The organism is Polynucleobacter acidiphobus (genome assembly GCF_003065385.1).
GTDB classification, from domain to species: domain Bacteria; phylum Pseudomonadota; class Gammaproteobacteria; order Burkholderiales; family Burkholderiaceae; genus Polynucleobacter; species Polynucleobacter acidiphobus.
Genome location: NZ_CP023277.1, coordinates 326,044 through 347,301, shown reverse-complemented (window position 1 = coordinate 347,301; position 21,258 = coordinate 326,044). Strand labels below are relative to the sequence as shown.

Below are 21,258 nucleotides of genomic sequence, written 5' to 3'. Positions count from 1 at the left end.
TCAAACTCACAATGAACGCTTTCGTGCAATCGCTAAGGCAGCCACCTTGAGATAGTCACGGACATGCTGCTGGCTTGTTAACGATGAATTACTGCGATGAATGCGCCGCCTTAAAACCACTTCGTTTAGGAGGACTGGATCGGGCGCAATCGCGCGAGCACGATCAAACCAATCGATAAACTCCCCAACGCGCAATTGAGGATTAAATACTCCAACGCGCTCAAAAAATGAGCGACGCGCGAGCATCGCACTTGCAAAATAACCGGTTTGGATGGGTGGTAAGGGTTTAGTGGGCATTGGCTGCAATTCGGGGGAATAAAAATGCTCAATCTGACCAAAGCACCACTGCCCATCACCCAAAGTGGCGCGCATCCTTGCTAAACGCTGCATTGGCCACCAATCATCGGCATCTAAAAACGCCAAGTACTCGTTCGAACTTGCCTCAATCCCTTGATTGCGCGCCAATGCAATGCCACCATTGGTGGTTCGACGTAGCAGCTGAATCTTCGGGTGCGCAAGGTGCAAAACGCGCTTAGCGCTGTCATCGGTACTGGCATCATCAATCACAATCAGTTCACCCACCCAATCGCCCTGCGCTAAGACCGAGGCAATCGCCTCTTCGATATACAGAGCGGCGTTGTAACACGGCATGATCACAGAGATTGGCATTATTTACCTGTGTTTTTCTGACGCGCAATACTCGCAGCCACCACGCGCAATAACTCCTGCTGATGCCGAGTAACCTGTTGACTTAAGTTATTGCCATGCACGCGTTTGTATAAAAGATCATCGGCTAGCATAGCGCTTTGCATACCCCGATCCTTTGCCCGAAAAAACCAATCCACATCATCGGTACCTGATACCAGGGTTTCATTAAAAAAACCAACTGTTGCAAAACGATCTTTGCGCACTAGCAGAGTGCCCGGCAAATACCCAGGCAGACTCGTTTGCAGTAATTCGCGGCGCAACCACGGTGGCACCTGGGTTTGTTCAGCGGATAAAAAATACACCTGCTGACCAATCACAAAATCCATGGCAGGATGCGCATCCAAATACTCAAGCTGGAGGCGTAATTTATGGGGTGGCCATAAATCGTCTTGATCGATAAATGCTAAATACTCACCGCGCGCGTGTTGCACACCCCAATTGCGAGCGTGAGCAACGCCTTGATTGCGCTCGAGCCGCAATACCCGCACAAGCTCGCCTGGCCAAGTCGTCTCTAGCGTCGCCAGGAGGTCATTCCTGGAGCCATCGTCAACGAGGATGATTTCAAACGGAGCGTGCTCTTGCTGCAAGACGCTCGCCACGCACGCCGCTAGGTGCTCAGTGGGATTAAACACCGGAATAATGACGCTGACCTGGTGCATCGCTTTCATGACCGAAGAGTCGCCATCAAAGCACGAATGCGCGCCACATTATCGTGGGGTTGCGCCAACAAATACAGGGTGTGGCGTGGGCATCGCGCCAGCATGGCGCTCATGCGCTGCAAATAGCGCTCTGCCCAATATGGGTGTTGCAAAATAGCACTCACGGCACTTTGGATGACAGGCTTAGCAGCCGGGGTGCGCGGCAAATCCTGGCTTTGCCACTGAGGCTCTAAAAAGGCGAGCACTTGCGCTGGCTTTTTTTGCCAAATGGCATCAGCACTTGGTGGAAAGTAAATCGTTTTCTGATCTGCGGCATAGGTCTGCGAGGGCCAGCGGGATAAAGAGCGAAAACCGGTAATGAGGGAGTTGCCCGATTTTGCCTTGATGGTTCGAAAAAGGGGATACACCCAAACCTGTCCATCGACCATCGACAATACATTAAAGTCATCGCCCGTCGTTTGCATGCCATATTCTACGCAGGATAAAGTGGTGGTGGACTTGCCTGCACCACCCGGTCCTAAGATCACAAGCGCGCCATCCGCTTGGCATACCACCCCTGAGTGCACCACCAGTGAATCATGCACAAGGGCCCAGTAATGCCAAAACTCTTTAAAGGGACTAAAAATCTCCCACTCGGCAAATGCATGCGCTGGGGTCACTAGGATGTAGGCAATCTGAGAATCAAAATCATAGGCTCTTAAGGACTTTGCCAGCGGATCGTAAAACGCCATCTGAGTTAAAACTCCCCCTTGACCTTGGACGCATCCGGGCATGGTTAATTGCCCATAGCGATTGCGATCGTAGGGCTTTACAAGCTCGGTCAGATGCTCGTGCGTTACGGTTAATGCCAAGACCTGCCAGTCTGATTGAACTGACGCGCTCTGATTCTGGGTCCCATGAAGAGCGGCACGAATTGCCTGGTGGGGCCAATCGGGACTGATCCAAAAGGAAAAACGGTGCAGACCAAATAGTTGCTCTGAGAAGGAGATTGCCTTTGCGATCGGATCACGCAAAGTGGTGGCTAACTGCGCAAATAACGCGTTCAAACCAATTAGGTCGGTGGCTGATGTGGCCAGCCAGCGTTCGGATCGGCCTCATGAATGGGATCTAAGCCCAATAAATCTTGCATATCGGTAAAACTCTCACACACCATGGCACTGTCATCGAGCGTAATGGCTGGGCAAGGTTGTGCAATTGGCTCGCGAGTACTTTCGCGAATCAGGCCTTGATCCACCAATTGCGCAAGAAAATCGGGGAGAGCCTGGGTCAGGGTGGACGCACGCTCTGGACTGCCCGCTACCATTCCCTGTACCAGCATGTCAGTGGTAATCGCTTGCTGCAAGTGTTGCCAAATGCGCGCAGCGTTGCCATTTAAATGATGGTAGGTACCGGTCTCTAAATTAATGATGACGGTCTCACTACCAAGTGACTCAGAAATCACGTGCGGGGTATTGATTTCGTAGGCAGTGCTCATAAACTCAAATAGTGTGAAAACCCAAAATTAGTAAAGTTTAAGCATAGCAAAGATTTGCGCAAGACTCGCTAAACGCTGGGTCTTTGAAAACTGCCTAGCCATCTGGCGAGCAATATCTTGAGAGCGTGCCTGATGGACTGATGGCGGCAATTGCAAGCGGGCTTCCACAGCCTTGGCAAACGCCTTGGGATCGAGGGAACTACACACCTGCTCCAATTGGCTAGGTGCTAGCTCGATTCCTTCCACTCCCATCGGGGTTGTGAGCAAGGGGCGCTCAAACAGCAATGCTTCAACCACCTTGCGCTTGAGCCCTGCTCCATAGCGCAGTGGCGCAATCACCAAGGACGCAGTGGCGTACTGATGCAATAACGCTTTCTTCGTTAGCGAGCCGCAAAAGGTCAAGCGCTGATCGCCGCGCCATGCACCGAGTGTTGCAGCCTTAAGTTGTTGCATTGCCTCGCAATCCCACTGCCCCACGACCCGTAATTCCATGGGTAGCGTCAGTAAAGGTGCCACATCGCGCACGAACCAAAGAAGACCATCGCGATTAGGGCCATGATGCGAGCCACCCACAAAGAGAAGAGGGTATGGGGTGCCGTCGTTGGTCTGCACTTGCGCAACGATACTTGCGATCTGCGGCTGGAGCTGCGCCATCGCCTCACCATCGTAAATCGGCATGGGGAGCGCGTGGGTGCGGCCACAGTGCGTCATGACGTAATCGCATTCCCAAGACGTTGGGTAGACCACCACATCGGCTAGCTCCCACAAATGACGCTCAATCGATTTATGCACCAAACACGATTGCAGCAATTTGGGTTGCGGTGCGTTTTCCAAATGAAGCGCATACTCGCGCTCGAGTCGAACGTGGTGCAGATCATGCCCAAAATAAACGGTGGGAATCGCAAGCGCCTTTAAAGCATCGATCCATTGCAGTGCCGGTCCAGGGCGTGAGAGGATGGCCGCATCAAACCCTTGTTCTTTGAATAGAGTCTGTTGCTGAGCGCGTGTAAAGCCCACTCCATCGATGACCTCGCATCCCAGATCGATGAGTGCGTGACGCGCGCCCATGGGGTGATGTCCCGTAAAGAGATAACTCACCCGATGACCCTGCGATTGAATAAGGCTAATCAGCTCTAGATTAGCCAATGACCCCGCATCCATTTCTGGGGTGGGCAACCCTCCTTCAACAAACAGGATGTGCTTTCTGACGAATTCCATGATTTGAATCTAATCCCCCATTTTTTAAGACTTCAAAGGAAGGGGTATAAAACTATTTTTTGATTCCGCCCAAGAGCGCGCCAAGCACTGGCTTTTTTGAGTTCGAGTTTGGTTTAACCGGCGCACTCGTTGGCTCTTGCTTTGGTGCTGTCGCGGTTTGCCCAGGCTCATAAGGCATGTAAAAAAATGGGTCGGCTGTAATCGCTTTAGAACCACCGCTTTTACTCTCTCGCTCACTGGTGGGTAATCGCACAATCGTGAGCTTGCGCTTCATGAGCTTCTCAATATCCTCGAGTAAGCGCTTTTCACTATCGTCAACTAATGCAATCGCATCACCTTTGCTCCCAGCGCGCCCAGTGCGACCAATTCGATGAATGAAGTCTTCAGCATTAAAGGGTAGCTCATGATTAATCACGCACGGCATATCGGCAATATCTAAGCCGCGTGCCGCAACGTCGGTAGCCACTAAGGCATCGATCGCACCGGTCTTAAATGCTTCTAAGGTTGCCATCCGTTCGGTTTGGCTCTTATCCCCATGAATCGCAGCCGCTTTGATGCCATCGCGCTCCAAGGCACTTGCTAGGCGCGCACATCCCATTCGGCTATTGGTAAAGATGATGCACTGGCGACTTAAGCCGGCCTTCGCCCGATTTTGCAAAATCGTCACAATGGCTGCGCGCTTATGTTCGGAGGGCACTAAGTGCACCACTTGATTAACCGTATCGGCTGCGGCATTTTGCCGAGTTACTTCAATAGTCACGGGATTGCGCAAATAGGTTTGTGCGAGCTTCTTAATCTCTGGAGAAAAGGTGGCAGAGAACAATAGAGTCTGGCGCTGCGCGGGAATCAAATTGATAATGCGTTGCAGATCTGGCAAGAAGCCCATATCCAACATACGATCAGCCTCATCCAATACCAAGAGTTGCACTTGCGATAGATCGGCTGTTTTACTGGTGATGTGGTCGAGTAGACGCCCAGGGGTTGCAATCAAAATCTCTACGCCCGATCGTAGCAAGGCTGTTTGAGGTTTGATGTCCACACCACCAAATACCACGGCCGTGCGCAGATCCGTGAATTTGGCATAGAGGCTCGCGTTATCAGCCACCTGATCGCTTAACTCCCTAGTCGGGGTCAAGATTAGGGCCCGAATGGGGTGGCGTGCGGGTGAGGTACTCGTATTGGCCTGGGGTAACAGCTTCTGAATAATGGGCAGGGTAAAGGCGGCGGTTTTACCGGTTCCGGTTTGCGCTGCACCCATCACATCCCGACCCTCCAAGACGACTGGAATCGCCTTGGCCTGAATTGGGGTTGCTTGGGTATAGCCCTGCTCCTCAACTGCTTTGAGGATCTTGGGATCTAATTGGAAATCAGCAAAATTAGCGCTGGGTGCATTACCCGAATCGGGTAGGTTTGGATCGGTTTTTGTAGACACCCCTTGATTTTACAGGGCTTCTCCTGCTTGCAAGGAATCACTCCTTATCAAGCCCATGCTGCCAATTACCTAATTTCAGGTAATAGCGCGTGGCTTTACCTTCCCCGCTAGTAAATAAGATGCCCCATTCCTTGAGAATCCCAAGGTCGCGAGTTGCAGTCGCTTTAGATACCTTGGTGATTTTTTGATACTTTTCAGCGGTAAGGCCGCCAAGAAATCCGCCATCGCCCGCCTCGATCAGTTTTTGAATCACCTTACGATGTCGTTCACTAAATCCCCGATTGGCATGCCTTTGCCAAAATTGCGATTTTGCGATTGCATCATCAATAAATTGTGAGGATGTTTTGCATGACTTAATAAATGTGTTTAAAAACCAAATCAACCAATTAGTGATTTCTAAATCTCCTGACTGCGCCTCTTCAAGCGCATCGTAGTACGAGGAACGATTTCGCATAATTTGATTCGAGATGCTGTAAATACGCATCGAGTGTGGGTAATCCTGTGCGAGAGCCATATCCAAGATGACCCGCCCAAGGCGACCGTTTCCATCCTCAAACGGATGAATCGATTCAAACCATAAATGGGCAATAGCAGCCCGACACAAACCATCCAAGGATTCTGCCTTGCGCCCTTTGATATTTGGACGCGTGAGCTCAAACCAAGTCAGAAACTGATGCATCTGATCATGGACCTCTTCCGAAGGTGGCGCGACGTAGTGCACCTTCTCTTTGCGATATAAACCGCTCACAATTTGCATAAGCTCTGTATGCGTACGATAACCGCCAACCCTCATCGGTTTAATTGATCGCTCATTTGAAAAGATTGCCCGATGCCACGAACACAATCGCTCATGATTAAGCTCTTCATCGTGATGCGTTAGCGCATCATCCATGATGGCGACTAGTCCATCAATCATTTCTGAACGCGGATCAGAAATAGCCTGATACTTTATTCCCAGCTTTCTTAATACCGATGAACGCACAGAGTCCGGATTTAATTGCTCGCCCTCGATCGCTGAGGTAGCAATCACCTCATCAATCCAGAGTTGTTGATGAACATCAGCGATATCCGTTAAGCCAATAGCGGATGCCTTACCAATAATCACTCCTTGGGCTTGGCGAGCACTGGTTATCAGAGACTCCAAGCGATCATGATCGATCTGAAAGTTTGGCCATCCTGGCAATTGCCAGATATAGGTTTTTTTTGATGAATGAGCGAACACCATGAGCCGTATTATAGCTGATACGGCTCATATTTTGAGCCGTATTTTTTAAAATACGGCTCACTACTAGATGTGGCTTACCTTACAAGGTAGATTTGGCTTTGATTTAGGACAAAATCGCGGCGATGCCAGCTCTAGCAATACCCGCATCGTCGGCCGACTTCACGCCAGAAACCCCTACCGCACCGATAGTGTGCCCATCCACATCGATATTGACCCCGCCTTCAAGCATGCCCTTGATGTGGGGGACCGTCGCAAAGGCAGTTCGACCGTTATTAATGATGTCCTCATACACCTTACTCTCGCGCTTACCCATCGCTGCAGAGCGTGCCTTGTCTTGAGCAATATAGGATGACACCGGGGCGCAACCGTCACGACGGATCAATCCCAATAGATGCCCGCCGTCATCGCACACTGCAATGGTGACCGCCCAATTGTGTTTCTCGGCATGGGCATTGGCGGCATCTAAAATTTTTTGCACATCGACTTGGCGCAAATAGGGTTTATTGGCAAGCATGGTGGTCTCCTTGGTATTTTGGTTCTTTCTTTAGGATCATTCTGCCACGGTTCTTATCAGCCTAAGCAATAACTACCCGCAAGCTCCCAATCGGCTTTCTAACTGGCTTTACCCGAATCTCAATGTTGTAACCAAGGCAGGTGAGACAGTCCATCAGCTTGCGCTCGGACAAATTAGAGAAGTCTCCATTAATCATGGCTGAGACTTTTGGCTGTGAAATACCCATCCGTTGCGCAGCTTCAGCCTGAGTCAACTGAAGGCGCTCAATCGCTTTAATAATTTGAATGACCAGATCAGTCTTAATCTTGAGTTTGTCAGCGTCAGGCAAACCTAGATCTGCATACACATTTTTCGATCCTCGGGTAATTTCAGTACCGCCCATTTCTCTTTTCTTCATCTTCCAACTATGAGCATTTTTTAACATTGTGCATGAGAAAATTATACCTGAAATAGTATAAACAATTCCTGAGTAATTCCTTGCCCATAGTCGGCAAAGGAATCCTTACATCCCCTGAAAAGTAGCACTTAAATCACTACAATCATTTTTACTAAATATTGTTCTATGTCATTGCGCATCAATCACCCTGCTAATAGCCTTACTTCATGACCAAAATTGCACCCGATCCTAGCTTTACCTTAAGCAGCCTGCCACCCGAGATTTCCACCAAACTCCAACAGCACGTTGAAGGCGAGGTTTTGGTTGATGGTGCTAGTCGTGGGCGCTACGCCACCGATGCATCAATCTACCAACAGTTTCCGGTAGCAGTTCTTGTTCCTAAATCGGCGCAGGACATTGAAGCGGCCCTTGAGGTTGCGAACGAGTCAGGTATTCCCGTTTTACCCAGAGGTGGTGGTACAAGTCAATGCGGCCAGACCACGGGTGCTGCACTCGTGATTGATAACAGCAAACACTTTCGCAAGATCCTCTCTTCTGATCTGAGTGATCCGGATCACGCCACGGTAGAGGTGGAACCAGGTATGGTGCTGGATCATCTCAATGCTCACCTTAAACCCCACGGGCTTTGGTATCCGGTTGATGTCTCCACAGCAGCCCAAGCGACCATCGGCGGTATGGCAGGCAATAACTCGTGTGGCAGCCGCTCCATTGCGTATGGGAATATGGTGCACAACGTTTTAGGGATTGATGCCTGGCTTGCTGATGGCGAGCTCGCCAACTTTGGTCCTTATTCAGAAAGCATGGGCCGTGCCAAAGTGTTGGGGGATTACGTTAAGCACCTAGTGGACGATCTCAAGCCCGAGATTGACGCGCATTGGCCTAAAGTGATGCGCCGAGTCGCGGGTTATAACTTAGATGTCTTTCATCCGCAAAGCGAGTTGCCTTACACCTTAGATAACAGTGTCAATCTTGCTCATTTACTCGTAGGCAGTGAAGGCACTCTAGCCTATTTCAAATCCTTAACACTCAAACTTGCGCGCTTACCCAAGCATAAGGTCTTAGGGGTCGTGAACTTTGCGAGTTTTTATCAAGCGATGGATAGTGCCCAGCATATCGTGAAGTTAGGGCCTACTGCGGTGGAGCTGGTTGATCGCACCATGATCGACCTCTCGCGCAATAACCCGGCGTTTCGTAAAACCATTGAAACGGCGCTCGTGGACGCCCAGGCTAAAACAGTCGATGCGATTTTGCTCGTGGAGTTTAGCGGCGACGAGCACGCTCCACTCTTACAAAAACTTCAAGAGCTCGATGCGCTCATGAGTGATCTGGGTTTACCTGGGTCGGTCGTGATGATGCCCGACCCGGCGATGCAAAAGAACTTATGGGAAGTGCGCAAAGCAGGACTCAATATCATGATGAGTCTCAAGGGTGATGGTAAGCCGGTGAGCTTCATTGAGGATTGTGCTGTGCCCCTAGAGTACTTAGCTGACTACACCCAAGCCTTGACCGAGGTCTTCAGTAAATATGGCTCACGCGGCACCTGGTATGCGCACGCATCAGTCGGCACCCTGCATGTGCGCCCGATTCTGGATATGCGCCGCGATGGGGCTCTGAAGATGCGCGCCATTGCAGAGGAAGCGGCGGAGCTCGTGCGCAAATACAAAGGTGCCTTTAGTGGCGAGCATGGCGATGGTCTGTGCCGGGGGGAGTGGATTAGCTGGCAATTTGGTCCCAAGATTACCGAGGCGCTTGCCAAGATCAAAACACAATTTGATCCCAAAGGGCTTCTCAATCCCGGCAAGATTGTGAATCCTCCCAGGATGGATGACAGCGCCTACTTCCGCTATCCACCGAGCTATCAAGTGATTAGTGTGACACCCAAGCTCGATTGGTCCGCCTGGAATGTGCAAAATAATCCCGTGACCGAAGCAGTCACTGCAGCAGGCACCGGTGGCGATCCGGCGCAGGGTCTCGCAAAAGCGATTGAGATGTGCAATAACAACGGGCACTGCCGCAAATTTGATGCGGATGTGATGTGCCCAAGTTATCGCATCACCCGCAATGAAAAAGATCTGACCCGCGGCCGTGCCAACACCTTGCGTCTAGCGATCTCAGGGCAGATTACGAATACGAGTGATACACCTCCTGCCCATTTGCCACTGGCCACCCAAGCAGTGAGAGAGGTGATGGATTTGTGCGTGAGTTGCAAAGGCTGTAAACGCGAGTGCCCCACGGGCGTGGACATGGCCAAAATGAAGATTGAGTATCTGGCGCAATACAAAGAGCGCTTTGGTCATACCCTGCGTGATCGCTTGGTCGCCCACCTACCCAACTACGCGCCTGTGATTGCGCGTATTCCTGGTTTGCCAGCGCTCATGAATCTACGCAATCACATCCCACTCTTAGCCAAGATCCAAGAATGGGTCACCGGAATTAGCGCTCAACGCTCCTTGCCGGTCTGGAAAAGCAAGCATTTTTGGAATCAAGCGCCCTTGCCCTTCATGGCTCCCGAGGTGCTCACCAAGCACGATAAACGGGTGGTGCTCTTTGCTGATACCTTTAACGCCTATTTTGAGAATGAGAATCTTCAAGCAGCGCTTGCCCTATTACAAAAGTCGGGCTACGCGATTCATGTGGCGCAACCTGCAAAAGATCATGATGAACAAAACCCATTTTGCTGTGGTCGCACCTACTTGGCCTCTGGCATGGTCGGCGAAGCGAAAACCCGACTCTCAGCACTTATTAATCACTTAGCACCCTATGCAAACGAAGGAATAGCGATTGTGGGTCTAGAGCCCTCTTGCTTATTTACGCTACGCGATGAAGCACTCACGATGGGTCTCGGTGACGCTGCGCAAGTCGTGAGTAAGCACGCCCAACTCCTCGAAGAGTTTTTAGCCAGTGAACATAAAGCCAATCGGTTTGTGCCCAACTTCAAGGAGTCCGCTCAGCCAATTTTAGTGCACGGCCATTGCCATCAAAAGGCCTTTGCGGCCGTGAGCCCCACCCTTGAATTACTGAAACTCATTCCGAATGCTAACCCCCAACTCATTGAGTCCTCGTGCTGTGGCATGGCGGGCAGCTTTGGGTATGAAGTCGAGCACATTGAGGCCTCCAAACAAATGGCGGAGCTCAGTTTATTACCGCGCATTCGCAAAGAGCCTAATGCAATCGTGGTCGCTGATGGCACGAGCTGTCGTCATCAAATTGCCGATGGGGCAAGTCGCGAGGCAGTGCATATTGCGAAGGTTCTAGAACGGCATCTAGTAAGCTAAAGACTAACTCATACTGACTCAAACTCATGCGCACAGGGCTAAGTGTGCAATGAATCCTGAGCGAGTCTCGCCCGCTTTCTTGGCTTTTGCATCAAACTTACTGGATACAGTGTTGGGAAGTGCTGTATCCATTCGTTGATTTTTATTTCAAAGCTCTATGACATCAGCTCTTTTTTCATTAAACGCTGTATGGCTATCTAACCACAACTACCAACTAACTGGTTTTCTGATTTCCGTATTAGGTATTAATCTAGGTAAAAGGCTTAGCTCTAAAGCCCAGGTTCTAATTGGGATAAAGAAGTTCGCATGCTTTTTCAATTGCCATGAGGGTTTGCGCTTTGGCGAGCCAGGAGTAATCAGGCCAATGACTTTATTTTGCTCTTTTATCATTAATAGAGCTGTAGCTAAATCAGAGTCATTTGAGACAATGATGGCACAGTCATAAGTATTGGCCCAAGCGTCATTTAATACATGCAGAGCCAAGTTAACATCTGACCCCTTTTCTTCAGTCTTAAAAATTTCTATTTTATTGGGGGGTGGGTTAGCATTTTCAGCAAACACCCTATGTCGTAAAAAATGTCCAAAATGAATTTCAACCTCTGGGCAATATGCCCCCAATGCCCGAAAATAAGTATCCTGCCGTGTATTGACTTGCGGGTCACGTTCGGTTGGCTGTACCCGAGCTGTAAAGTATTTGATCTTTATTAACTCATTTTCTTTGCCCAAGATTGTTTTGAATAGCTTGCTCAGATTCAGCCATTTATAAGGGCTATCTTTTAATTGTCCATAGTAGAAGTTAAAACCATCGATGTAGACAATAGTTCTTAATTTAGATTTAGACACCCAGAACTTTCTTCAGAAAAAGCAAGGGCCTCCGAAGAGGCCCTGCGCCTGACAGTCGAAACCATCAGGGGAGTAATTTACTTATGATAATACTAATAAGCGTAAAACGCAACCTAAATTAGGGTTTTAGCACTGAATAAACAAGGCTTCCAGATCGAGCTTAGCCACTAATGCTTTCGTACACTCATTCGCGATCGATCTCAGCAACCGCCCATATCCACCCCTTAAATTCCTTTTTTTTCTGAAGATCAGTAATTAAGCTTGGTTTTGGAACTTCCATTTCCTTTTCAAGCGCGACTTCAATCCATAGCTCAATCGCTTCTTTTGCATTCTCGATTGCCTCATCAATTCCAGAATCAGCAGCAGAAAAGCAACCCGGTAGATCGGGTACCACAACGCCCCACGATTTTTTTGGGCTACCCATCTCAATGGCAATTGGATATCTCATGACATAGAACTCCTGATCACTTACCAATTCTCAGTCGATACCTGGGCTGACTCAGTGTCCGATCGCAAGATGAGATGCGATTGATTGACTTTCAAGAGCCAAGTTTGCATTTGTCCCGCTGGCTTTGTTTTTGCAAATGCATTAGGTCGCAATACTGCGGCACACCAACTTGGCTCAGGATTTCGAACGGATTGATACAAAATGACCCCAACCTCTGTTTTTCTTGCGCTGTTTGCAAAATCTTGGGTTGCGCTGTAATCCCGAGAATTGCGCCATTGAGACTCGTCTTCCAAAAATGCCTTCTTACCAAGATCTACGGTCGACGCCTTGAGCTCAACCGAAAATGCGCTGTGGGTCACGGGCTCAATCTCGTCTAAGCCCTCGGAGTCATTCAGAAAACGCCAGCGCCAATACCCAAGCTCAATACCAGCTGTTAGTGCCGACTCTGCACAGTAAAAAACTCCAGGATCAGTAGGCCCTCGAAATCGAGATCCATATTTGAGCGGGTGATAACGAAACGGTGTAGCGAGTAAATAATGCAAACCGCTTAACTCATTTGATAATTGAGGTTTACTCGTCTCAAGCAATACCTCTAAAAGATCCTGCTCGTCGCGCGTGTCAACGATTTTCATGGTCGAAGCGTAATGCTGCGCTTCAACCATTCTCCAAGCAGTACCTCTCCAAGTAAACTGATTAGACGATACCGCGTGAGGAGTCCAAGTATTGAATGACACGTACTAATCCTTCTGTTTGTTGAATGAGTTCGATCGGTTTACCACCCAATGCATGGTTATTGCTATTAAGCCATTGTTGAATCGCTTGCTCATTGGCCAAAATGGAATCCAAACTTCGAAATACTCGAATCAATAGCAAAGCAAATTCCCATTCTTTTCGTTTTTCTTCTAAAACATAGTGACCGCTATATAGGCGGGTAATCGTTGGTGGGCTCAAACCCAAAACCTTTGCTAGCTCTGTTTTTGACAGATGAAGCCGCTCAGCGGTTCTAATAACTGCTTTACTAAGAGTGGCAGATGCGTCTAAAGAGGTATGGATTGGTTGGGTAGCCATAATTTTCTATAGAAATTTTACCATAAATAAATTTCTATAGATTCAATATGCACTTCCCCACGGTAACTAAAACGCCCTATACTTTTTTAGACTACTCGGTGAGCCTTCGTATGGTCAGAGCACAGCGTTGTTCGATGACGGTCACGATTTTCTCAATGATGTCATGGCCTATGAAGCCACTCTTTGGATCGAACTGCAGATGACGCGCAGTCATCGGCAAGGACTTTGCCAAATTTAGAATCCGCTTTCTGGCCTGAGCCCTGCTTAAGCCAACGGTTTCCATAAACCGATCCCAATGCCTTGCCTGCACTTCGCTGAACTTGTATGCACTACCAATCTTCATCGCCATCTTGGGTGTTAACGTAGGGTAGACCGCCGTCGAAAGCACGTCATAGAGCGGCGCCAAGATGACAGACTTACCCGCATAGAGGAGCGAAAAGTTTTTTGCGTGCGCATCGTGATTGCCAATCAAAGCGTTGAAGATCACAAAGTCAAGCATGCGCAAGATTTGCGGTGCACTGGGGCGAGTGGTACGCCGAATCAGATTAAAACATTGCTCCAGATCTGGACCGCCCTCGTTTTGGTATTTCATTTCAGGCACGACGCCCAGAGCCTGGCAAAAATCCTCTTGATGCAGACGCTGCCGCTGGCCTTGTGGATTGATTAGTCGGTCATAACGCTCAACCAGTAAGAATGATCGCCCTAGCACAGAGCGTATCTGTGACTTTGCAGGCTTAAGTTGCATGGCTTGAGCGAGCGCTAGACAAAAACCTTCGTTTGTCACTGTATCCTCTAAGTTAGGAATGGCAGGTTTCAAGATGTGCGAACTGGGCATTCCATTTCTTGGGAGACCAATGCGGTCACCATCAACAACGACGGGTAACTTATCTTGAGCGCCCGCCAGTGAAAGCCGTAGGCCGTCTTTACCAGCCAACATCGGTCGATGCGGTAACTCATCCAGAATCTCAACAATCTCTTTCTCGCTTAGCCATTGAGGATCGTGATAACCCCCGGGACTAAACAACGACTGCCCTGGCTCCAGTAAGGTCACGGCCCCGGCGCACTCTCCACCGATGTGATCGAGTAGCGCAAAATCATTCTGACTTGATACCTGAAATTGCTTGGCAATGAGGCGCCTAAGTTGCCCCTCTGGCAAGAGTCCCGCAAAGAACGGGCGCGTTTGGCGATCGTCAAATGACTCTGTTTGGAGAGGTAGCGAATGAGACAGGGCTAGCGAGTCAGGACGTAAGATCCAATCCGGGTTATACCGAAAGTTGAGCCGCCCATCGATAAGGGCTAGCGCACCCACCTGCTCGGCAAAGAGCCAGACCTCAAGCTCACGCGTCATTTGATTTGCCCTTAGCGTCATTTTCAGGAATAGATGATGGTAGGCCAAGGAGCTCAAGCTTACCCCCCAGGGCATCAATGACGCGCAGCACGTTTTCAAGCCGTAGGGTGGTCTTGCCAGCTTCTAAGTCAACGATGAAACGCACACCAACGCCTGCGGCCAAAGCCAGTTGAGGCTGCGTCAACCCGAGCTGCTTGCGTGCGGCACGCAGTGCGTGACCGAGTTGTTTAGTGGTTTGTATGGAGCTCATGTGTGACGTTATTTCCCGTTCAGTAAATTATCTATCAATTCAAAGAAAGAATCAAGAAATATTTCCCGTTCAGGAATTTTCTGTGTAACAGCACCCATATAGGGAAAGATATCCCCAGTCGGGAAATTCCAGCTACCCTGCTTACCCCTAGAGCATGACCCCGATCGATACCATCAATAAAGTACCGGTGAGCAATGCCGGCACTAAGCGCCGATTGGGATTAGAGAGCATCACCCCCAGAGCCAAGATGCACACAAGAATGCGCAGGTAGAGCGGTACCGTGGCTAAAAGGCCAATTGGTAAGAATATCAAGCGAATCGTGAGCGCTGCCACCATCGCATAGGTCACTGCTGATAGCCAGCGAAAGAACTCGCTATCTTGACTCACTTGCCCCGAGAGCATTACGCCCACTGCGCGGCACACATAAGTTCCGAGTGACGCAGCTAAAAGTGCAAGCCATGCGCCCCACCCCTGTTGAATCGCAAAGGCGGTATCGAGGTTTTGCGCTAGGGATGCAGATAGGCTCATGAGGACACCTTTCGGTCATAGCACCTGATCCAACGCCGATCAATCCAATAGGCTAAAGTACCGCCAATCAGTCCGGCGGTTAACAGGCTCGTATCGCGATCGAGTAAATAACAGATGGGGCCGGCAATGCTGCCTAGAAGAATGGCTAGGCGATAGCCACTCACCTTAATCTCGGTAAAAGTGAGTAAGAAAAAGAGGGGATTAATAAAAATGAGACCCAAGGTGATGGGCATGGGTACCGAGCCCGCAATTAAAAATCCCACAATCGTTCCGGGTACTGAAATTAACCAGCACAAGATTCCAAGCCCCACAAAGTAACTTAGGCGATATTTAGGTTCAATTGTTTGGAATTCTTTCAAAGAAACTGCCCACGCGGTCATCGCCAGAAGGTGCACTTTGGCATAGAGCGCCTTATTGCGATCGCGCTCATGGAGCATCGGAAACAAAGTGGCGGTCATGGTCACAAAGCGGGTTGCGGTGAGAGTGGTCGCAAGCGCAATCGTGAGCGATGAAGCGCCTACTAAAATCATTTCCAGCATCACGATCTGACCGGGCAAGGCAAACATTAAAAAGCTTGTTGCGGTCGTAAACCACAGATCAAAGCCATTGGTGCGCCCCATCGCCCCAAAGCCCACCATTCCGGCAAAAAGCACCATCGCTGGCGCTCCACGGCCATCGCGCACCCCACTCCAAAAGGCATCGTGTGTGCTGGTAAAACGCGCGGTCGCTATTGAATGGGTCGATGCATCAATCTCGGACTGGTGCGACTCAAGCGAATCCATTTCAGTGGCAACACGATCGCCTGTGCGCTCGGTGCGCCTAGCTTGTAAATCCTTTGGGTCGATGGGTGGAGTACTCATGATGGGTCACTGCTATTTTAGCGGTCTGACCCTTCGGTACCTTGTGAGCTATCTCGACTCAGCGCCCAAGAGATGTGCTCGGCGACCAAGGGGCTCGCGCTTGGCAAGGCATCTTGTAACTGCCAAACAATCTCTCTCTTTACTTCATCATCGAGGTTCGATGCCAAGGCGTTTCCCAGAGCAACGGCCAGGTTGCGTCGCCAGCGCTCATAGCCAATGCGCAAAATGGCGCTACCCGCATGGCGCTCCATAAACTGTGCTTCGCTCCAGCCCCAGAGCTCCAGTAACGAAGAGCTTCCCAAGTGATTGCGTTCTGCAAAATCAGGTACGGTCGAGAGCTGGGCGTATTTATTCCAGGGGCATACGAGTTGGCAATCATCGCAGCCATAGACGCGATTACCCATGGCGCTACGAAACTCCACGGGGATTGCATCGTGATGCTCAATTGTTAGATAGGAAATGCAACGCCTTGCATCCAATTGATAAGGAGCCGTTATCGCCTTTGTAGGGCAGATATCGATGCACGCCTGACACGAGCCACAATGCGCTTCCACTGGCGCATCGATGGGCAGTGGGACGTTGATAAGGATTTCGCCTAAGAAGAAAAACGACCCGGAGTCGCGATTCAGAAGTAAGGTGTGCTTGCCCCGCCAGCCCAAACCGGCTTTGTGCGCCAACTCCACTTCCATGAGCGGCGCAGAATCGGTAAAGACGCGGTATTGCAAGGAATGATTTAGTTCGCTGAACGCCGCTTGTAGTTTTTCTTCCAGCTCCTTAGCTAAGATTTGTAAGCGCGAGCGAATCACCTTGTGATAATCCCGCCCTCTGGCATAGAGTGAAACCACCGCTTGATCGCTCTGCAAGAGACGCTTCTCTTCACACTCAATGATTTGCTCAACTGAAGACGCGCCAATCTCATGTGGCTCATGCTGCTCATGTAATTTACTTTGCTCACTTAAATACGGCATGGTGAGGCAAATGCTGCGAATCGCGCCTGCTTGCAAAAGACCGAGGTCGGAACGTGGCTCCTTGTGACGCTCCATATAAGCCATCTGGCCATGACGACCCTCTGCTAACCACTTCACCAAATGAGGATGTGCATCACTCACATCGGTATCGGTAATACGCACTTCGGAAAAGCCCAACTCCTTGGCACGGGTATTGAGCCATGCGCGCAACGTCCCCCACTGAGTGTGCAATTCTTGCGAAAATGCGTGAGAATGCATAGGCAATTTAGAATCCATTCCTAAATGAGTGTGAACGCACGAGGTCATGACGCGCTTGGCAATAAACCATACGATCCATTGTAAAGATGAGAGGGCTACTGCAAAGGCAGTACAAATGCTCGCCAATGCAATCCTCGGGTTCTATACCTCCACCCCCAAAAAACCTCAATCACTCTTTATGAGTCTTCATGGGGATCTGGGAGCAGGCAAAACCACCGCCACCCGTTACCTCCTCCAAGCGATGGGCTATCCGGGCAAGGTCAAAAGTCCGACCTATAGCCTGTGTGAAGAGCACATTCTGGATTTACCCAACGAAGTACTCCACGTCTTTCATTTTGATCTCTACCGCATGCAAAGCCCAGAGGAATGGGTCGACGCTGGTCTCTTAGAGCACTTCACACAATCCGAGTACCCAACGCTGTGCATCATTGAGTGGCCCGAGAAAGCCGAGCACACCCTACCCACCATGGATCTGGCGATCACCCTGATTCATTCCCAAGAGACGGAATCGGAACTGGCGAGAACGGTCGTGATCGCCGCACAGACCCCAAAGGGTGAAGCAGTCCTTCAATCCCTCGTCACCCAATCATCAACCAATCCATGAACCCCAAACGTCGCCAAGTCATCTCACAAGGACTGCAATCGATGGGCTCGCTCGGTGTGCTTTATCTCTTACTCACTGAAAGTGAACTGGTACAAGCCAATAGCGGCGCCAAACTCTTGGGCGTTCGCATTTGGCCCTCGGAAGACTACACGCGCATTACTTTGGAGTCGGATAAGGCATTACCGATTTCCCATCAACTACTCACAGGTCCTGATCGACTGGTTGTTGATATTGATGGCTTGGAACTCAACCCCACCTTGAAAGATTTGGTCGCGAAGGTCAAACCCAATGATCCGTACGTGGCACAAATTCGCGTGGGGCAATTTCAACCGACGGTTGTAAGACTCGTGTTTGATCTCAAAGAAGCGGTGAAACCCCAGCTCTTCACCCTTGAGCCGATTGCCGAGTATCAATACCGCTTAATCTTTGATCTCTACCCCACTAATCCTCCCGATCCACTCATGCAACTCGTCAAAGAGTCCGCCAGAAAAGAGAAATTACTTGCAGAGGAGCGGGCCAAGTCTCAAAAAGGCTTACCTGCAGAGGATGACCCGATTGCTGCCTTTGCCAAAAAAGATACGGCTCCCGGTAGAAAGGGTGGCCCCAGTACAACTCAACAAAGTCCACAGAGTTCACAAAGCGCAAGCACTGCCAATACCCAGCGCATTCCGTTTAAGCGCCTAATTACGGTGGCACTCGACCCCGGTCACGGGGGCGAAGATCCAGGCGCCATTGGCGCTCGAGGGTCACACGAGAAAAATATTGTGCTCTCCATTGCCAAGCGCTTAAAGAATAAGATCGATCAAGAAGACTCGATGCGGCCCTTTTTGACCCGCGATGGCGATTATTTTGTGCCCTTGCACCGCCGCGTCTTTAAAGCACGGCAGGTGGAGGCTGATCTATTTATTTCCATTCATGCGGATGCGTTTATACAACCCCATGCTAAAGGAGCATCGGTCTTTGCCCTCTCGCAACAAGGAGCAACGAGTTCAGCCGCACGCTGGATGGCCAATAAAGAAAATGCCTCGGATCTCATCGGTGGCATCAATATCAAAACTAAGGATAAGCAAGTGGCGCATTTACTCCTTGATATGTCAACCACCGCGCAGATCAACGACTCTTTGCAGGTGGGCAACTCGGTCTTACACAATATTGGCAACTTTGCGCCCCTGCACAAAAACCGGGTGGAGCAAGCGGGTTTTGCGGTCTTAAAGGCCCCCGATATTCCATCGATCCTTATTGAGACGGCTTTTATTAGCAATCCCCAAGAAGAAAAAAAGCTCAATGACGAGACCTACCAGGAGCGAATTGCGGAAGCCATTTTGGCGGGGATCAAGGATTACTTTGCCAAGAACCCGCCCGTAGCACGGCGTGGCTGAGGAAATTCAGGTTGGGGGAGAAGGCAGGTCACAAGGCGGAATTAGAGGGTCAGATAGCCTTTTCACATCTTGCTATAATCTTGGTTTTGCTAAAGTAATGAATTAAAGCGGTTTTCATGCAGTGTTCTCATTTGGCAAATTCCTTGCTCGTTCAGTTTTGAATCAAGCAACACCACACTGGGTCGGTAGCTCAGTCGGTAGAGCAGCGGACTTTTAATCCGTTGGTCGCGAGTTCGAGTCTCGCCCGACCCACCAATAAATACAGGTGTAAACCGGTCACATGGTTTACACAATATACCGAGCACATGGTTTACACTTTTTTTACCGCTCACACGCCAAGTACTTTGGGACCAAATGGATTGTCTAAGGCTTGCACCTTATTCGATTCCAAATCAAAGTACCCTAAATCGTAATCCATAAAGCTCACGAGCCACACATCATCTTCCACTTGCCGGACACCCACATCGTGTCCGGCAAAGACCGTACTTAAGTGGATCTTCTGACCCGCGATGCAGATTCGTCCACAGTTGGTCACGGTCACCGTTTTATCGTGGAAGGGGTAGCTCACATCGGGGAGCCCCTGATAGCGTCTAGTGGATGGTGTATAGAGCTCTGCCGGTTTTTTCATCTCTAAGGCTTGGTGGGGTCGCTCGTAGTTGTACTCGTAGATAAAGTCTTCAAACTTATCTTGTTGTTGTAAGAGTGTTTTGGCTGGGGGCTTGGTCGTCGCTTGCTTTAAGGTTAAATGCATGCGTTCATGCCGACCATTTTGCTGGGGGTTGCCTGGTTTGATGCGCTCAATCCCAATGCCTAATCTGAGCCACCACACCGATAGGCTAGAGAGTCCATAAAGGGCATTGGCGCAGGCAAAGGGCACCCCATTATCGGATCGAATCGCGCTTGGTAGCCCATATTCCTTAAAGAGTTGCTCAAACACCGTGATGGCCTGGGCTTCTTTGGTACTCTCGAGTCCTTCACAGCAAATCAGGTAACGGCTCGCGTAGTCAGTCACCGTTAGGGGATAGCAATATTGCTGATTGCCCAGCATAAACTCGCCTTTGTAATCGGTGCACCACAGGGCATTCGGTTCTTTGAGGTCCGATAGGTTTGTCCCCGTAAGCTTGGGATGGCGGCGACCCCGCTTCTTCTTCACTAAACCATGGCGATCCAGAACTGCATGCACGGTACTCTTGGCCGGTAATGCAATCTCCCCATAGTGGGTCCGCAAGCGCTCACGCAGTTTAGGGGCGCCCCAGGTGGGGAACTCCTTTTTGAGCCTGACGATCAACTGCTCGACCTGAAAAGGCAAGCGGTTGGCTTGCCGAAACGGGCGTCTACTGCGATCGGTCAAGGCTTCTAAACCACTGTCTTTATACCGCTCAATGATCTTATGGCCAGTGACTCGGGAAATGCCAAACTCGGCACATAAGGGGGCAATCTTCTCACCATCTAAAAAACGCGACACAAACCGGAGCTTTTCATCCATCTTCGTACTTTCATTCCACGGCATAGAGTGGTCCCTCCTATGCCAAAAACTGTAAAGTATGTGTCCGGTATAAAGTGTTAACGATGTGTCGGGTTGTACAACAAAGGCCTAGAGTAATCTCTGGGTCTTTTTCTTTTGGTTGCGGCAAATGTGATTACTGTTTGAAACAATGCGGAGCTTAATAAACGTTTCAAGTGGGGATGACGGACACCTTGGAGAGACTAGGCATCTCTTGGAGGATTTGGTTAAGCAGTTGCATTGTGAATATGACCTAGCAATTGCACTAGAAGCTTTTCGCTATCAATCTGCTCGCCGG

The 21,258-nt window shown here is 49.9% G+C and carries 23 protein-coding genes and 1 tRNA gene; 4 read left to right on the top strand and 20 right to left on the bottom strand.

The annotated features are described in order from the left end of the window. Positions 1-6: 6 nt before the first annotated feature. From AOC32_RS01940 to AOC32_RS01900, 9 genes are all read right to left on the bottom strand, one after another. A complete protein-coding gene (locus tag AOC32_RS01940; RefSeq protein WP_108507883.1) occupies positions 7-669 on the bottom strand; it encodes a glycosyltransferase family 2 protein in 663 nt (220 codons plus the stop codon). After that, positions 669-1,376 carry a glycosyltransferase family 2 protein gene (locus AOC32_RS01935; RefSeq protein ID WP_108507882.1) on the bottom strand — a complete coding sequence of 236 codons (708 nt, stop codon included), beginning with the start codon at positions 1,374-1,376 and terminating at the stop codon, positions 669-671. The genes AOC32_RS01940 and AOC32_RS01935 overlap by 1 nt, the downstream gene beginning before the upstream one ends. Further along, positions 1,373-2,413: a phosphoenolpyruvate carboxykinase (ATP) gene (locus tag AOC32_RS01930; RefSeq protein ID WP_108507881.1), complete on the bottom strand. Its 1,041-nt coding sequence runs from the start codon at positions 2,411-2,413 to the stop codon at positions 1,373-1,375. Before AOC32_RS01930 ends, AOC32_RS01935 begins: the two co-directional genes overlap by 4 nt. Positions 2,414-2,418: 5 nt before the next feature. Then, positions 2,419-2,841 carry a PqqD family protein gene (locus AOC32_RS01925; RefSeq protein ID WP_108507880.1) on the bottom strand — a complete coding sequence of 141 codons (423 nt, stop codon included), beginning with the start codon at positions 2,839-2,841 and terminating at the stop codon, positions 2,419-2,421. 27 nt (positions 2,842-2,868) lie between these two features. Beyond that, positions 2,869-4,059 (bottom strand): glycosyltransferase, encoded by a 1,191-nt coding sequence (locus AOC32_RS01920; RefSeq protein WP_108507879.1) that lies wholly within the window; start codon positions 4,057-4,059, stop codon positions 2,869-2,871. A 52-nt stretch (positions 4,060-4,111) separates the two neighbouring features. Next, complete coding sequence (locus tag AOC32_RS01915) at positions 4,112-5,491, bottom strand: DEAD/DEAH box helicase (protein ID WP_108507878.1); 1,380 nt, start codon at positions 5,489-5,491, stop codon at positions 4,112-4,114. A gap of 37 nt (positions 5,492-5,528) precedes the next feature. After that, positions 5,529-6,716: a Fic family protein gene (locus AOC32_RS01910; protein WP_108507877.1), complete on the bottom strand. Its 1,188-nt coding sequence runs from the start codon at positions 6,714-6,716 to the stop codon at positions 5,529-5,531. 103 nt (positions 6,717-6,819) lie between these two features. Next, entirely contained in the window at positions 6,820-7,230 is a 411-nt protein-coding gene (locus AOC32_RS01905; protein WP_108507876.1) for a heme-binding protein, read from the bottom strand. Between the two features lie 61 nt (positions 7,231-7,291). Next, the gene (locus AOC32_RS01900) at positions 7,292-7,627 is read right to left on the bottom strand and encodes a helix-turn-helix domain-containing protein (protein WP_108509290.1); all 336 of its coding nucleotides are present in this window, start codon (positions 7,625-7,627) and stop codon (positions 7,292-7,294) included. A 206-nt stretch (positions 7,628-7,833) separates the two neighbouring features. Between AOC32_RS01900 and AOC32_RS01895 the strand changes: the two genes are divergently transcribed. Next, on the top strand, positions 7,834-10,902 hold the full coding sequence (locus AOC32_RS01895; RefSeq protein ID WP_108507875.1) for an FAD-binding and (Fe-S)-binding domain-containing protein: 3,069 nt from the start codon (positions 7,834-7,836) through the stop codon (positions 10,900-10,902). Positions 10,903-10,926: 24 nt separating this feature from the next. Here the strand turns inward: AOC32_RS01895 and AOC32_RS01890 are convergent, their stop codons facing one another. The 10 genes from AOC32_RS01890 to queG all read right to left on the bottom strand — a co-directional run bounded on the left by AOC32_RS01890 (position 10,927) and on the right by queG (position 17,599). Further along, positions 10,927-11,034, bottom strand: a complete 108-nt coding sequence (locus AOC32_RS01890; RefSeq protein ID WP_108507874.1) for a type II toxin-antitoxin system HicB family antitoxin — start codon at positions 11,032-11,034, stop codon at positions 10,927-10,929. Positions 11,035-11,109: 75 nt separating this feature from the next. Then, the gene (locus AOC32_RS01885; protein ID WP_108507873.1) at positions 11,110-11,745 is read right to left on the bottom strand and encodes an NYN domain-containing protein; all 636 of its coding nucleotides are present in this window, start codon (positions 11,743-11,745) and stop codon (positions 11,110-11,112) included. 184 nt (positions 11,746-11,929) lie between these two features. After that, positions 11,930-12,193 (bottom strand): type II toxin-antitoxin system HicB family antitoxin, encoded by a 264-nt coding sequence (locus AOC32_RS01880; RefSeq protein WP_108507872.1) that lies wholly within the window; start codon positions 12,191-12,193, stop codon positions 11,930-11,932. Between the two features lie 20 nt (positions 12,194-12,213). Beyond that, positions 12,214-12,825 carry an RES family NAD+ phosphorylase gene (locus tag AOC32_RS01875; protein WP_234409774.1) on the bottom strand — a complete coding sequence of 204 codons (612 nt, stop codon included), beginning with the start codon at positions 12,823-12,825 and terminating at the stop codon, positions 12,214-12,216. A gap of 61 nt (positions 12,826-12,886) precedes the next feature. Further along, positions 12,887-13,261: an MbcA/ParS/Xre antitoxin family protein gene (locus AOC32_RS01870; RefSeq protein ID WP_108507870.1), complete on the bottom strand. Its 375-nt coding sequence runs from the start codon at positions 13,259-13,261 to the stop codon at positions 12,887-12,889. Positions 13,262-13,352: 91 nt separating this feature from the next. After that, positions 13,353-14,609, bottom strand: coding sequence for a type II toxin-antitoxin system HipA family toxin (locus AOC32_RS01865; protein ID WP_108507869.1), 1,257 nt, complete (start codon positions 14,607-14,609; stop codon positions 13,353-13,355). Next, positions 14,599-14,859: a helix-turn-helix transcriptional regulator gene (locus AOC32_RS01860; protein ID WP_108507868.1), complete on the bottom strand. Its 261-nt coding sequence runs from the start codon at positions 14,857-14,859 to the stop codon at positions 14,599-14,601. Before AOC32_RS01860 ends, AOC32_RS01865 begins: the two co-directional genes overlap by 11 nt. A 147-nt stretch (positions 14,860-15,006) precedes the next feature. Continuing rightward, positions 15,007-15,387 carry an AzlD domain-containing protein gene (locus tag AOC32_RS01855; RefSeq protein WP_108507867.1) on the bottom strand — a complete coding sequence of 127 codons (381 nt, stop codon included), beginning with the start codon at positions 15,385-15,387 and terminating at the stop codon, positions 15,007-15,009. Next, a complete protein-coding gene (locus AOC32_RS01850; protein ID WP_234409773.1) occupies positions 15,384-16,247 on the bottom strand; it encodes an AzlC family ABC transporter permease in 864 nt (287 codons plus the stop codon). The genes AOC32_RS01855 and AOC32_RS01850 overlap by 4 nt, the downstream gene beginning before the upstream one ends. 17 nt (positions 16,248-16,264) lie before the next feature. Then, positions 16,265-17,599: a tRNA epoxyqueuosine(34) reductase QueG gene (gene queG, locus AOC32_RS01845; protein ID WP_234409772.1), complete on the bottom strand. Its 1,335-nt coding sequence runs from the start codon at positions 17,597-17,599 to the stop codon at positions 16,265-16,267. Here queG and tsaE point away from each other — a divergent pair. From tsaE to AOC32_RS01830, 3 genes are all read left to right on the top strand, one after another. Beyond that, a complete protein-coding gene (gene tsaE / locus AOC32_RS01840) occupies positions 17,589-18,077 on the top strand; it encodes a tRNA (adenosine(37)-N6)-threonylcarbamoyltransferase complex ATPase subunit type 1 TsaE (protein ID WP_234409771.1) in 489 nt (162 codons plus the stop codon). The genes queG and tsaE overlap by 11 nt on opposite strands. After that, positions 18,074-19,456 carry an N-acetylmuramoyl-L-alanine amidase gene (locus AOC32_RS01835; protein ID WP_108507864.1) on the top strand — a complete coding sequence of 461 codons (1,383 nt, stop codon included), beginning with the start codon at positions 18,074-18,076 and terminating at the stop codon, positions 19,454-19,456. Before tsaE ends, AOC32_RS01835 begins: the two co-directional genes overlap by 4 nt. 179 nt (positions 19,457-19,635) lie before the next feature. Then, positions 19,636-19,711 (top strand) — tRNA-Lys (locus AOC32_RS01830). A 73-nt stretch (positions 19,712-19,784) separates the two neighbouring features. Here the strand turns inward: AOC32_RS01830 and AOC32_RS01825 are convergent. Next, complete coding sequence (locus AOC32_RS01825) at positions 19,785-20,966, bottom strand: integrase core domain-containing protein (protein ID WP_108507863.1); 1,182 nt, start codon at positions 20,964-20,966, stop codon at positions 19,785-19,787. Between the last annotated feature and the right edge of the window lie 292 nt (positions 20,967-21,258).